Here is a 13,838-nt window from a genome sequence, read left to right on the forward strand (position 1 = left end):
CTCGCTCCCACAGTATTTATCAGAGCGGCGGGTTTTCCTGCGCCGGCTTGGATTTGTCGATCCCCGGCACATGCAGATTGCCTTCGGCGACCTGATCGCCCTCGAGTTGCGGCTGGGTCACCCAGGTCAGGATGTCGTAGTAGCGACGGATGTTGGCCACGAAATGCACCGGTTCGCCGCCACGGGCGTAGCCATAGCGGGTCTTGCTGTACCACTGCTTCTGCGACAGGCGCGGCAGCATCTTCTTCACATCCAGCCACTTGTCCGGGTTCAGGCCTTCCCGGGACGCCAGTTTGCGCGCGTCATCCAGGTGGCCGCTGCCAACGTTGTAGGCGGCCAGTGCAAACCACGTACGATCCGGCTCCTGGATCGAGTCGTCGAGTTGATCCTTCATGTAAGCCAGGTACTTCGCGCCGCCCATGATGCTCTGCTTCGGATCGAGGCGGTTGGACACGCCCATGGCCTGGGCGGTGTTCTGGGTCAGCATCATCAGGCCGCGCACGCCGGTCTTCGAGGTGACGGCCGGTTGCCACAGCGATTCCTGATAACCGATGGCCGCGAGCAGGCGCCAGTCGACTTTCTCTTTCTTGGCGTAAGTCTTGAAGTGCTGTTCGTATTTGGGCAACCGCTGCTGCAAATGCTGGGCGAAGGTGGTGGCGCCCATGTAGCCGAGGACGTCGACGTGGCCGTAGTAGCGGTCTTTCAGGCGTTGCAGGGTGCCGTTCTTCTGCACCTTGTCCAGATAACTGTTGATCTCGTTGAGCAGGCTGTTGTCTTCACCGGCGGCCACTGCCCAGCTCTGGCTGCGCGCATCGCCGAGGTCGAAGGCCACGCGGATATTGGTGAAGTACACCTGGTTCATCGCCACTTCGTTGGAGTCGACCAGGGTCAGGTCGATCTGGCCTTCATCGACCATGCGCAGCAGGTCGACTACTTCAACGGCGTCGGATTCTTCGTATTCGATCCCGGGATATTTCTGTTTCAGCTCGGCGAGTTGCTCGGCGTGGGTGCTGCCCTTGAGCACCATGATCTTCTTGCCGACCAGTTCACTGGCGTCGGTCGGGCGGGACTGACCGTTGCGATAGATGATCTGCGGGGTGACTTCGAGATAGGCGTGGGAGAACCGAACCTGCTTCTTGCGCTGATCGCTGCTGACCAGGCCGGCGGCGGCCAGTACCGGACCGTTGGGTTTGCCGACCTGGTCGAACAGGTCGTCGAGGTTGTCGGCGGTCTCGATCTTCAGCTCCACCCCCAAATCGTCGGCGAAGCGCTTCACCAGCTCGTATTCGAAGCCGGTTTCGCCGCTGCGATCCTGAAAGTAGGTGGCGGGGCTGTTACGGGTGATCACCCGCAGCACACCATCCTCCTTTACGCGCTCGAGGGTGTTGGGTTTATCAACACAGCCACTGAGCATCAGGAAGAGTCCGGTTGCGATCAGCCATTTGGCGTACCGCGGACGCAAAGCCGTTGGGGAAAACATGTGCGCAGTATACGCAAAGGACAACGGGCGCCATATCTCGACAGTCGAGGGCTTGTCTGCTAGGGATCACAAAACCGCTCGAAACCCCGCAGGAATGGGCCCGAAAGGCATTTTGTGACAGAAAAAATAACCCGCGTTCCAACACCCGATAAATTTGACCTTCGAGGCAAGAACACCACTCGACATCCGGGTGCAACCGTGCGTAGCGTTTCGGGTGATGTTGAGGGCGGTTTAGGCTAGAATGCACGGCCTCAAAGCACACCCCTTCCCGAGGCTGTCCCGAAGATGTTGATCCTGCGCGGCGCTCCTGCCCTTTCTGCCTTTCGCCACAGCAAACTCCTTGAGCAACTGAGCCAGAAGGTTTCGGCTGTCAGTGGCTTGTATGCTGAATTCGCTCACTTCGCCGAAGTCACCGGCGTCCTGACCGGCGACGAACAGCAGGTGCTTGCGCGCCTTCTGAAGTACGGTCCAAGCGTTCCGGTTCAAGAGCCGACCGGTCGTCTGTTCCTGGTGTTGCCGCGTTTCGGCACCATCTCGCCATGGTCGAGCAAGGCCAGCGACATCGCCCGCAACTGCGGCCTGAGCAAGATCCAGCGCCTGGAGCGCGGCATCGCGTTCTACGTGGCCGGTCAGTTCAGCGAAGCCGAAGCACAGCAGATTGCCGATGTACTGCATGACCGCATGACGCAGATCGTTCTGGCCAACCTCGAGCAGGCCGCCGGTCTGTTCAGTCACGCCGAACCGAAGCCGCTGACCGCCATCGACATCCTCGGCGGTGGTCGCGCCGCGCTGGAAAAGGCCAACGTCGAGCTGGGCCTGGCCCTGGCCGAAGACGAGATCGATTACCTGGTCAACGCCTTCAACGGTCTCAAGCGCAACCCGCACGACATCGAACTGATGATGTTCGCCCAAGCCAACTCCGAGCACTGCCGCCACAAGATCTTCAACGCCAGTTGGGATATTGACGGCGAGAGCCAGGAAAAAAGCCTGTTCGGCATGATCAAGAACACCTATCAGATGCACAGCGAAGGCGTGCTGTCCGCTTATAAGGACAACGCTTCGGTGATCGTCGGCAACGTCGCCGGCCGCTTCTTCCCGGATCCGGAAACCCGCCAGTACGGCGCGGTGCAGGAGCCGGTGCACATCCTGATGAAGGTTGAAACCCACAACCACCCGACCGCGATCGCACCGTTCCCGGGCGCATCTACCGGTTCCGGTGGCGAGATCCGCGACGAAGGCGCGACCGGCCGTGGCGCCAAGCCGAAGGCCGGCCTGACCGGTTTCACCGTGTCGAACCTGCAGATCCCGGGCTTCGAACAGCCGTGGGAAGTGCCGTACGGCAAGCCTGAGCGCATCGTCACCGCGCTGGACATCATGATCGAAGGCCCGCTGGGCGGCGCTGCGTTCAACAACGAATTCGGTCGTCCGGCCCTGACCGGTTACTTCCGTACCTTCGAACAGTCGATCACCACCCCGCACGGTGACGAAGTTCGCGGTTACCACAAGCCGATCATGCTCGCTGGCGGCATGGGCAACATCCGTGAAGAGCACGTCAAGAAAGGCGAGATTCTGGTCGGCTCGAAGCTGATCGTCCTCGGCGGCCCGGCGATGCTGATCGGTCTGGGCGGCGGTGCCGCTTCTTCGATGGCTACCGGCACCAGCTCGGCAGATCTGGACTTCGCTTCGGTTCAGCGTGAAAACCCTGAAATGGAGCGTCGCTGCCAGGAAGTCATCGACCGTTGCTGGCAACTGGGCGACAAGAACCCGATCAGCTTCATCCACGACGTGGGTGCGGGCGGTCTGTCCAACGCCTTCCCGGAACTGGTCAACGACGGCGACCGCGGTGGCCGTTTCGAACTGCGCAACATTCCAAACGACGAGCCGGGCATGGCCCCGCACGAAATCTGGTCCAACGAATCCCAGGAACGTTACGTTCTGGCAGTCGGCCCGGCCGACTTCGAGCGCTTCAAGGCCATCTGTGAACGTGAGCGTTGCCCGTTCGCCGTTGTCGGTGAAGCTACCGCCGAGCCGCAACTGACCGTGACCGACAGCCACTTCGGCAACAACCCGGTGGACATGCCACTGGAAGTGTTGCTGGGCAAGGCACCGCGCATGCACCGTTCGGTGGTGCGCGAAGCCGAGCTGGGCGATGACTTCGATCCGTCGAACCTCGACATCAGCGAAAGCATCGAACGCGTCCTGCACCACCCGGCCGTGGCGAGCAAAAGCTTCCTGATCACCATCGGCGACCGCACCATCACCGGCCTTGTGGCCCGTGACCAAATGGTCGGCCCATGGCAGGTTCCGGTGGCCGACGTGGCCGTCACCGCCACCAGTTTCGACGTCTACACCGGTGAAGCGATGGCGATGGGCGAGCGCACTCCGCTGGCGCTGCTGGACGCTCCGGCGTCGGGCCGCATGGCCATCGGCGAAACCCTGACCAACATTGCCGCTTCGCGCATCAACAAGCTCTCCGATATCAAACTGTCGGCGAACTGGATGTCCGCTGCCGGCCACCCGGGCGAAGACGCGCGTCTGTACGACACCGTGAAAGCGGTCGGTATGGAACTGTGCCCTGAGCTGGGCATCACCATCCCGGTGGGCAAGGACTCGATGTCCATGGCCACCCGCTGGAACGACAACGGTGAAGACAAAACTGTCACCTCGCCAATGTCGCTGATCGTGACCGGTTTCGCGCCAGTGTCTGACATCCGTCAGACCCTGACCCCGGAACTGCGCATGGACAAAGGCACCACCGATCTGATCCTGATCGACCTCGGTCGCGGCCAGAACCGCATGGGCGCCTCGATCCTGGCTCAGGTTCACGGCAAGCTCGGCAAGCAGGCTCCGGACGTCGATGACGCCGAAGACCTGAAAGCCTTCTTCGCGGTGATCCAGGGCCTCAACGCCGACGGTCACCTGCTGGCGTACCACGACCGTTCCGACGGTGGTCTGCTGACCTCCGTGGTGGAAATGGCCTTCGCCGGCCACTGCGGTCTGAGCCTGAATCTGGACAGCGTTGCCGAAAGCTCCGCTGAAATCGCCGCCATCCTGTTCAACGAAGAACTGGGTGCCGTGATCCAGGTTCGCCAGGACGCCACCCCGGACATCCTCGCGCAATTCAGCGCGGCCGGTCTGGGCGACTGCGTTTCCGTGATCGGTCAGCCGATCAACAACGGCCAGATCAACATCACCTTCAACGGTGACACTGTGTTCGAAGGCCAGCGTCGTCTGCTGCAACGTCAGTGGGCCGAGACCAGCTATCAGATCCAGCGTCTGCGCGACAACGCCGACTGCGCCCAGCAGGAATTCGACGTCCTGCTGGAAGAAGACAATCCGGGCCTGAGCGTCAAGCTGAGCTACGACGTCAACCAGGACATCGCCGCGCCTTACATCAAGAAAGGCATTCGCCCACAGGTTGCCGTGCTGCGTGAGCAGGGCGTCAACGGTCAGGTGGAAATGGCGGCGGCGTTCGACCGCGCCGGTTTCAACGCGATCGACGTGCACATGAGCGACATTCTGGCCGGCCGTGTCGACCTGAACGAGTTCAAAGGTCTGGTGGCCTGCGGTGGTTTCTCCTACGGCGACGTACTCGGCGCCGGTGAAGGCTGGGCCAAGTCCGCACTGTTCAACAGCCGTGCCCGCGATGCGTTCCAGGGTTTCTTCGAGCGTAACGACAGCTTCACCCTCGGCGTGTGCAACGGTTGCCAGATGATGTCCAACCTCCACGAACTGATCCCGGGCAGCGAGTTCTGGCCGCACTTCGTGCGCAACCGCTCCGAGCAGTTCGAAGCGCGCGTGGCGATGGTTCAGGTTCAGGAATCGAACTCGATCTTCCTGCAGGGCATGGCCGGTTCGCGCATGCCGATCGCCATCGCTCACGGTGAAGGTCATGCCGAATTCGAAAGCGAAGAGGCACTGCTCGAAGCCGATCTGTCCGGTTGCGTGGCGATGCGTTTCGTCGACAACCACGGCAAGGTCACCGAAGCCTACCCGGCCAACCCGAACGGTTCGCCGCGCGGGATCACCGGCCTCACCAGCCGCGACGGTCGCGTAACGATCATGATGCCGCACCCGGAGCGTGTGTTCCGCGCCGTGCAGAACTCGTGGCGTTCGGAAGAGTGGAACGAAGACGCTCCTTGGATGCGTATGTTCCGTAACGCTCGTGTGTGGGTGAACTAAGCGCTGTGTACAAGCTCGCTTTTTTTGTTCCCGACAGTCATGTCGAGGTGGTCAAGGACGCTGTATTCGCTGCCGGCGGTGGGCGGATCGGTGACTATGACCATTGTGCTTGGCAGGTGCTTGGTACTGGTCAGTTTCGGCCTTTGGACGGGAGTCAGCCGTTTATTGGTCAGGCGGGGCAGGTTGAGCGGGTCGAGGAGTGGAAGGTCGAGCTTGTCGTTGGCGATGAGTTGATTCGTGGGGTGGTGGGGGCTTTGAAGGCTAGCCATCCTTACGAGACGCCGGCTTATGAGGTTTGGCGGTTGGAGGATTTTTGATCTTCTGATCGCAGTTATGGAAAACCCGCTGAGAGTGATTTCAGCGGGTTTTTTGTTGTTCTCGGTTTGGGTTGGGTGAATATCCGTTTTTGCGGGTGTTGCCGCTGGCGGTTCCGCTCTTACAGCGGCTCACTTTTCCAAACGCCGAAAAGTAAGCAAAAGGCTGGGCCCCGGCGTACGGCACCTCGCTGTGGCTCGGTGTTCCTTCGTTACGGGATTCATCCGGGGGCATCGCCTACGGTTTGCTTCGCTGCACCTCCTCTCGATGCATGCGGCTGCGCCGCACGGTCGCTGCGCTCCCACCCCCGGATAAATCCCTCCACTCAGCCTGCCGATGGGGCCGGCACGTCAAAAGCGGTACTCGAGCTAACGCTCATCGTGTTGAGTGGTGGAAGCCAAAGCCAAAGCCAAAGCCAAAAGATCAAAAGATCAAAAGATCAAAAGATCAAAAGATCAAAAGATCAAAAGATCAAAGCCGGAGAGGAGTTGCATACGTTTTAGAACCCGAGTTCACCTCGGTATTTCACGTCGGCGTACCTCACCCAATCACCGCGGTCAGTCCCCTCTCCCTCCGGGAGAGGGTTAGGGTGAGGGGGGATTCGGAGCCCGCACAAAATGCGTCAAATCACCCCCACCCAGCGATCCAGTGGTCGCCCTAAACCTTCGCACTCACCTCACTCCGATTAACCAACCCCTCCAGCGCCACACTCAAACTCTGCGCCCGATCCCCCACCAGCAAGTGCCACACGCCATCTTCCAGCGCGCTAACACCCAAACATCCAAGCTCTTTCAATCGGCTTTCCGACAGCACCTTGCCATCGGCCAGTTGCAGGCGAATTCGGCTCATGGCGATGCAGTCGAGTTGCAGCACATTGTCGCTACCACCCAGAGCCGTCAGCCATTGCTGTGCGAGCGGTGTGGCGACTGCGACAGGTTCGCTGCTTTCAATGATCGCGACAGGAGCAGCCACTACGGCCCGTCCCAACGCCGGCATCGCCAGGCGAATCTCATCAGCAATGCTGTCGGCCATCGGCCCCACAACCACCTGCAAACTCCCACCCTTGCCCGGACGCACAACCGCCATCGCACCCAGTGCTTTCAAATCCGCATCCGAAGCTTTGTTGCGGTCGACCATTTCCAGTCGCAACCGCGTAGTGCACGCGCCAACCGTGACCAGATTTTCCGCACCACCGAGTGCCTTGATGTAAGCCCCGGCGCGTTCGTTTTCGGTCAGAACCGCTTTGTCGGCGGTGGCAACGTCTTCACGCCCCGGCGTCTTCAGGTTGAAGCGACGGATACAGAAATCAAACACCGCGTAATAGATGACCGCATAGGCCAGGCCCACCGGGATCACCAGCCAGCCATTGGTGGACTTGCCCCAGCCGAGCACCATGTCGATGAAGCCACCGGAGAAGGTGAAGCCCAGATGGATGTTCAGCGCGTTGGTGATTGCCATCGACAGCCCGGTCAGCAACGCATGCACCAGATACAGCAGCGGTGCGAGGAACATGAAGGCGAATTCGATCGGTTCGGTTACCCCGGTCAAGAACGAGGTCAGGGCCATCGACAGGAAGATCCCGCCCATCACTTTGCGTCGTTCCGGCAGGGCGTTGCGGTACATCGCCAGGCACGCCGCGGGCAGGCCGAAGATCATCATCGGGAACATGCCGGTCATGAACTGGCCGCCCTTCGGATCGCCAGCGAAGTAACGCGACAGGTCGCCGGTGACCAGGGCGCCGGTGGTCGGGTCGGTGAAGTTGCCGAACACGAACCACGCCATGTTGTTGAGGATGTGGTGCAGGCCGGTGACGATCAGCAGGCGGTTGAATACACCGAAGACGAAGGCGCCGAAGCTGCCGCTTTCCATCATCAGGCTGCCGAAGCTGTTGATGCCGTGCTGGATCGGCGGCCAGATGTAGCCGAATACCACGCCCAGACCCACCGCCGCAAAACCGGTGACGATCGGTACGAAGCGCCGTCCGCCGAAGAACGCGAGGTACTCCGGCAACTTGATGTCCTTGAAGCGGTTGTACAGCGCGCCGGCCATCAGGCCGCTGACGATCCCGGCGAGCATGCCCATGTTGATACTGGCGTCGAGCACTTTCAGCGTGGAGATCATCACCAGGTAACCGATCACCCCGGCGAGGCCGGCGGTGCCGTTGTTGTCCTTGGCGAAGCCGACCGCGATGCCGATGGCGAAGATCATTGCCAGGTTGGCGAAGATCACCTGCCCGGCGTCGTGGATGATCGCGATGTTCAAGAGGTCGGTGTCGCCCAGGCGCAGCAGCAGGCCGGCGATCGGCAGGATCGCGATCGGCAGCATCAGCGCTCGGCCGAGGCGTTGCAGGCCTTCGATGAAGAGTTGGTACATGGCGTTTGTCCTTGTTGTTTTTGTTAGCGCAGAGGCCAATGTTGATGACAGGCATGACGCACCGCGGCGGCGCTGCTCAGCTTGAGCAAGTCCCGGGCGAGGCGTTGGCATTCGACTTCGTGCACCTGGCGCACGCGATCCTTGATTTCACCAATCTGTACCGGGCTCACCGACAGTTCGGTCACGCCCAGGCCGATCAACACCGGCGTCGCCAGCGGATCGGAAGCCAGGGCGCCGCACACGCCGACCCAACGTTTATGCACCGCCGCGCCTTCGCAGGTCATGGCGATCAGGCGCAGCAGCGCCGGGTGCAAGGCATCGACCCGTGCGGCGAGGCCGGCATGGTCGCGGTCCATGGCCAGGGTGTATTGCGACAGGTCGTTGGTGCCGATGGACAGGAAGTCCGCGTGTTCGGCCAGTTGTTCGGCCTGCAATGCAGCGGCCGGGACTTCGATCATCACGCCGATTTCCGGACGTTGATCGATGCCCAGTTCCAGGCACAGCGCATCAACCCGTTGGCGGATGTGCAGCAGTTCGTCGACCTCGGTAACCATCGGCAGCAGGATCCGGCAGCGCTGCAACGGGCTGACTTGCAGCAGTGCGCGCAGTTGCTGATCGAGGATTTCCGGGCGGGCCTGGGCCAGGCGAATGCCGCGCAGGCCGAGCACCGGGTTGGCTTCCTCCGGCAGTGGCAGGTAATCGAGTTGTTTGTCGCCACCGACGTCGATGGTGCGGATGATCACCGACTTGTCGCCCATGGCATCGATCACCGCTTGGTAGGCGGTGCGCTGTTCTTCGACGTCCGGCGCGGTGTGGCGATCGACGAACAGGAACTCGGTGCGCAACAGGCCGACGCCATCGGCGCCATTGGCAAACGCGTCCGCCGCTTCATGGCTGGAGGCGACGTTGGCGACCACTTCGATGGCCACGCCGTTGCGGGTTTCCGCCGGCAGATGGGCTTGGGCTTGCTGGGCTTCGCGACGTTGTTGGCGGTCGATCTGGGCTTGCCGGACTTCGGCCAGTCTTTCGGCATTTGGCGTCAGTTCGAGGCGCCCGCCGTCGGCGTCGAGGACCACAGATTGACCTTGCGCTTGATCCAGTAGCGCCGAGCCCAGTGCGACCATGCACGGCAGGCCTTTGCCCCGGGCCAGAATGGCCACGTGGGAAGTTGCGCCCCCTTCGGCCATGCACAACCCGGCGACACCTTGCGCGCTCAGTTGCAGCAAGTCCGAAGGCGTCAGTTCGTGGGCGGCGACAATGGCGCCGGCCGGCACGTCGTAATGCCAGGCTTCGCCGAGCAGGGCACGCAGCACCCGTTGTTTCAAGTCGCGCAGATCGTTGGCACGCTCGGCCAGCAGTGCGCTGCCGGTGTTCTGCAGCACCTCGCATTGCACGTCGATGGAGTGGCTCCAGGCGTGAGTCGCCGCAGTACCGGTTTCAATCGATTGCTGCGCGGCGTCGAGCAGGGCCGGGTCTTCCAGCAGCGCCAGGTGCGCGGCGAAGATCGCTTCTTCGTCGGCATTACGCTGTTTTTTCGCCTGGGCGAGGGTGCCGTTGATTTCGCTGCGAACCTGATTCAGTGCCGCGTCGAGGATCTGCAATTGGTGTTCGGGCTGATGATTGCCAGCGTCCGCCGGCAGGCTGATCGCGTTCAAGCGAAACAGCGGCCCGCCGACCAGACCCGGTGCGGCGCACACACCGTGCAACACGCCGGCCTCGGCCGGGCGATTGCGTGGTGCAGAAACAACCGGCGCGGCAGCGTGGTGGTCGTCGGGCAGGGCGGTGGCCAGTGCGTTGAGCAAGGCTTGCAGTGCTGCTTGCGCATCGGAACCCTGGCAGCTGACTTGCACTTCGTCCTGCTCGCCAATCGCCAGGCCCATCAAGCCGATGAGGCTGTTGCACGGCGCCGACTTGCCGGCGAAATGCAGCTGTGACTGGCTCTTGAAACCCTGCGCCGTCTGGCGGATCAACGCGGCCGGGCGTGCATGCAGGCCACCGCGATGGGCGACCCGCACGTGACCGTGAACTTCAGGGCCGCCGGTTTCTTCTGCATTCGCCGCCGTGCTGTGACGAGCAACTATGTGCAGCAGCGGTTCGCCAACCTTCACCGTTTTCAGGGTGATGGGACGCGCCTGAAAGTCCTGGCTGTTGGTCAGGATCAGCAGGCTGACCAGGCTTTTGCACTGGCGGCCGACCTTGTCCAGGTCATAGCGCAGCAACGGCTGGCCACTGCTGACCCGAGTGCCTTCCTTGACCAGCATCGAGAAACCTTCGCCCTGCAACTCGACCGTGTCGAGTCCCAGGTGCAGGAGGATTTCCGCGCCGTTGTCGGCACGCACGGTCAGCGCGTGGCCGGTGCGGGCAACGTGGATCACCACCCCGGCGCAGGGCGAATACAAGGTGTCGTTCAGCGGATCGATGGCAATGCCGTCGCCCATCGCGCCGCTGGCGAACACCGCGTCCGGAACTTTGGCGAGCGTGAGCACCGGGCCGCTGAGCGGGGCGCTTAAAGTCAGCTCTTTATTGTTGTTGTGCATGGCTCGGTCTCATCAGGAAAACGTTCGGTTCGGACTCAGTGCGTACGAGTGACTTTGCTCAGGTGTCGCGGCTGATCCGGGTCCATGCCACGGGCCATGGCCAGACCGGCCGCCATCACGTAGAAACTCTGGATCGCCAGGACCGGGTCGAGCGCCGGATGCTCCGCGCGGCTCAAGGTCAGGTCGCGTTCGCTCACGTCATCCGGTGCGGCCAGCAGCACGCGGGCGCCGCGTTGGCGCATTTCGGCCGCCAGGCTCAGCAGACCGGCCTGTTCGGCACCGCGCGGGGCGAACACCAGCAGCGGATAGTGTTCGTCGATCAGGGCCATCGGGCCATGACGGACTTCGGCGCTGCTGAAGGCTTCGGCCTGGATCGCCGAGGTTTCCTTGAATTTCAGCGCGGCTTCCTGGGCGATGGCGAAACCGGCACCACGGCCGATTACCATCAGGCGTTCGCAATCGCGCAGGGCGTCGATGGCCAGGCTCCAGTCCTGTTGCGCGGCGTCGCACAAGCCTTCGGGCAAGGCGTTGTGTGCTTCCAGCAATTCGCTGTCTTCTTTCCAGTGCGCGATCAGACGGGCGCTGGCACTGAGGGTGGCAATGAAGCTCTTGGTCGCGGCGACGCTGCTTTCGGTGCCGGCCAGCAGCGGCAGGCTGAATTCGCACGCGGCCTCCAGCGGCGAGTCGGCGGCGTTGACCATCGACACGCTCAGGGCACCGCGCTTGCGCAGCAGACGCAGGCTGTTGACCAGGTCCGGGCTCTGGCCCGACTGGGAAAACGCGAACGCGACCTGACCGCTGACTTTCAACGGCGCCTGTTGCATGGTCACCACCGACATCGGCAGCGACGCCACTGGAATGCCCAGTTGCTGCATGGTCAGGTAGGCGAAGTAGCTCGCCGCATGATCGGAACTGCCACGGGCGACGGTCATCGCCACTTGCGGCGGCTGACGGCGCAGGCGCCCGGCGATCTCGATCATCGAGCCATCGAGCTGTTGCAGTTGGGCTTGCACGGCCTCGAACGAGGACAGCGCCTCCTCAAGCATTTTTGAAGTCAATGTCTTCTCCTTCGACCATGACGGCGGTCAGTGTGAGTGAGCGATCCAGCCGCACGCAGTCGGCCCAGGCGCCCGGTTGCAGGCGCCCGCGTTCGGTGATGCCGAGGTAGTCGGCGGGGAATTGCGAAAGACGTTGCGAGGCCTCGGCGATCGGCAGACCGATCTTCACCAGATTGCGCAAAGCCTGATCCATGGTCAGGGTACTGCCGGCCAGCGTGCCGTCCGGCAGGCGCACGCCGCCCAGGCATTTGGTGACGGTGTGGCTGCCGAGCTTGTACTCGCCGTCGGGCATGCCGGCGGCGGCGGTCGAATCGGTGACGCAATACAGGCAAGGAATCGAGCGCAGGGCCACGCGGATCGCACCGGGGTGCACGTGCAGCAAGTCCGGGATCAACTCGGCGAACTTGGCGTGGGCGAGTGCGGCGCCGACGATGCCCGGTTCGCGGTGATGCAGCGGGCTCATGGCGTTGTACAAGTGCGTGAAACTGGTGGCACCGGCATCCAGTGCGGCGACACCCTCCTCGTAACTGCCGAGGGTGTGGCCGATCTGCATGCGGATGCCACGGCGGCTCAGTTCACGAATCAAGCCGTCGTGGCCGGCGATTTCCGGGGCGATGGTGATCACCCGGATCGGCGCGAGTGCCAGATACTCTTCGACTTCGGCCATCAGCGCGGTGTGGGCAAAGTTCGGTTGCGCGCCGAGTTTGCCGGGATTGATGTACGGACCTTCGAGGTGAACACCGAGGACCCGGGCGGCACCTTTCGGACGCTGCTCGCAGAATTCGCCGACATCCTTGAGCACGCTGGAGATCTCGGCACTCGGCGCGGTCATCGTGGTGGCCAGCAGCGAGGTGGTGCCGAAACGCACGTGGGTCTTGGTGATGGTCTCGAAGGCGCTGGTGCCTTCCATGATGTCCTTGCCGCCACCGCCGTGGACGTGCAGATCGATGAAGCCCGGCAGCAGATAAGGCAGGTCGTTGTCCGCCGGATCGCAAGGCACGCCTTCGATGGACACGACTCTGCCGTGTTCGTGGATCAGCCGGCCGCGAATCCAGCCGTCAGCGGTAAGGATGTTGTCTTCGGACATTTCGCTTCTCTCGTTTGGCCTGGCTGCTGATCAGCGGCGAAGCTCTGCAACAAAGTCGTAGTAGTCGTTGCGGCAATAGGTGTCGGTGACTTCGATCGGCGTGTTGTCTTCCAGATAGCCGACCCGGGTCATCAGCAGCATCGCGGTGCCGGGGGCGATGCCGACCAGCGCGGCGAACTCGTCCGAGGCGTTGATCGCCTGGATGTGCTGCAAGGCGCGCACGATCGGTTTGCCGATGCTGTCGAGGTGTTCGTAGAGTGAATCGCCCACCACTTGTGGCTTGGGCATGATCGAGGCGGGCAGGGTGCTCATCTCGATGGCCATCACCGTGTCGTCGGCTTTGCGCAGGCGTTTCATGCGCGCGACCTTGTCGTTCGGCGACAGGCCGAGGCGGATCAGTTCTTCGTGGGTTGGCAGGGTGATTTCCCGCTCCAGCCATTGCGAGCTGGGCACGAAGCCCTTGAGACGGAGCATTTCGCTGAAACCCGACAGGCGCGACAGCGGTTGTTCAAGGCGTGGGGTGATGAAGGTGCCGGAACCTTGCAGGCGGCGGATCAAACCTTGATCGAGCAGGACTTCCAGCGCCTTGCGGGCGGTGACCCGGGAAATCCCCAGCATTTCGCTGAGATTGCGCTCCGACGGCATCGCCTGTTCGGCTTTCCACTGGCCGGCATGGATCGCTGCTTCCAGGTTGCGCGCCAGTTGCAGGTACAGCGGCGTCGGCTGGGAGTCGTCAGGGCGCAGGGCGTGTAGATCATTCATGCAGGCATTTCCGGAGCTGATATTGGATTGTTGTCGCTCGCTGT

At 62.3% G+C, this 13,838-nt stretch carries 8 protein-coding genes; 2 read left to right on the forward strand and 6 right to left on the reverse strand.

Features of this window, described 5'->3' with window-relative positions; genetic code table 11:
• Window positions 1-19 precede the first annotated feature (19 nt).
• Window positions 20-1,480 carry a membrane-bound lytic murein transglycosylase MltF gene (mltF, locus tag AC3WRD_RS06535; protein ID WP_096819217.1) on the reverse strand — a complete coding sequence of 487 codons (1,461 nt, stop codon included), beginning with the start codon at window positions 1,478-1,480 and terminating at the stop codon, window positions 20-22.
• Between the two features lie 285 nt (window positions 1,481-1,765).
• Here mltF and purL point away from each other — a divergent pair, with 285 nt between their 5' ends.
• Complete coding sequence (purL, locus tag AC3WRD_RS06540; protein ID WP_102619519.1) at window positions 1,766-5,662, forward strand: phosphoribosylformylglycinamidine synthase; 3,897 nt, start codon at window positions 1,766-1,768, stop codon at window positions 5,660-5,662.
• 5 nt (window positions 5,663-5,667) lie between these two features.
• A complete protein-coding gene (locus AC3WRD_RS06545; protein ID WP_102619520.1) occupies window positions 5,668-5,979 on the forward strand; it encodes a YqfO family protein in 312 nt (103 codons plus the stop codon).
• A gap of 655 nt (window positions 5,980-6,634) precedes the next feature.
• Here AC3WRD_RS06545 and nagE read toward each other — a convergent pair.
• Genes nagE through AC3WRD_RS06570 form a run of 5 tightly spaced genes read right to left on the reverse strand, consistent with a single transcriptional unit; the run spans window position 6,635 to window position 13,794 of the window.
• The gene (gene nagE, locus AC3WRD_RS06550; RefSeq protein WP_102619521.1) at window positions 6,635-8,350 is read right to left on the reverse strand and encodes an N-acetylglucosamine-specific PTS transporter subunit IIBC; all 1,716 of its coding nucleotides are present in this window, start codon (window positions 8,348-8,350) and stop codon (window positions 6,635-6,637) included.
• Window positions 8,351-8,373: 23 nt separating this feature from the next.
• Window positions 8,374-10,887 (reverse strand): phosphoenolpyruvate--protein phosphotransferase, encoded by a 2,514-nt coding sequence (gene ptsP / locus AC3WRD_RS06555; protein WP_102619522.1) that lies wholly within the window; start codon window positions 10,885-10,887, stop codon window positions 8,374-8,376.
• A 35-nt stretch (window positions 10,888-10,922) separates the two neighbouring features.
• Window positions 10,923-11,933: an SIS domain-containing protein gene (locus AC3WRD_RS06560; protein WP_102619523.1), complete on the reverse strand. Its 1,011-nt coding sequence runs from the start codon at window positions 11,931-11,933 to the stop codon at window positions 10,923-10,925.
• Window positions 11,926-13,032, reverse strand: a complete 1,107-nt coding sequence (gene nagA / locus AC3WRD_RS06565; protein ID WP_102619524.1) for an N-acetylglucosamine-6-phosphate deacetylase — start codon at window positions 13,030-13,032, stop codon at window positions 11,926-11,928. The genes AC3WRD_RS06560 and nagA overlap by 8 nt, the downstream gene beginning before the upstream one ends.
• Window positions 13,033-13,062: 30 nt before the next feature.
• Window positions 13,063-13,794: a GntR family transcriptional regulator gene (locus tag AC3WRD_RS06570; protein ID WP_007954613.1), complete on the reverse strand. Its 732-nt coding sequence runs from the start codon at window positions 13,792-13,794 to the stop codon at window positions 13,063-13,065.
• Window positions 13,795-13,838: the final 44 nt, after the last annotated feature.

Source organism: Pseudomonas sp. FW215-R2 (assembly GCF_058789255.1).

Bases quoted from the DNA above. Each gene is read 5' to 3' on its own strand.
- mltF (WP_096819217.1), bottom strand. From the start codon at position 1,480: ATGTTTTCCCCAACGGCTTTGCGTCCGCGGTACGCCAAATGGCTGATC.
- purL (WP_102619519.1), top strand. From the start codon at position 1,766: ATGTTGATCCTGCGCGGCGCTCCTGCCCTTTCTGCCTTTCGCCACAGC.
- nagE (WP_102619521.1), bottom strand. From the start codon at position 8,350: ATGTACCAACTCTTCATCGAAGGCCTGCAACGCCTCGGCCGAGCGCTG.
- ptsP (WP_102619522.1), bottom strand. From the start codon at position 10,887: ATGCACAACAACAATAAAGAGCTGACTTTAAGCGCCCCGCTCAGCGGC.
- AC3WRD_RS06560 (WP_102619523.1), bottom strand. From the start codon at position 11,933: ATGCTTGAGGAGGCGCTGTCCTCGTTCGAGGCCGTGCAAGCCCAACTG.
- nagA (WP_102619524.1), bottom strand. From the start codon at position 13,032: ATGTCCGAAGACAACATCCTTACCGCTGACGGCTGGATTCGCGGCCGG.
- AC3WRD_RS06570 (WP_007954613.1), bottom strand. From the start codon at position 13,794: ATGAATGATCTACACGCCCTGCGCCCTGACGACTCCCAGCCGACGCCG.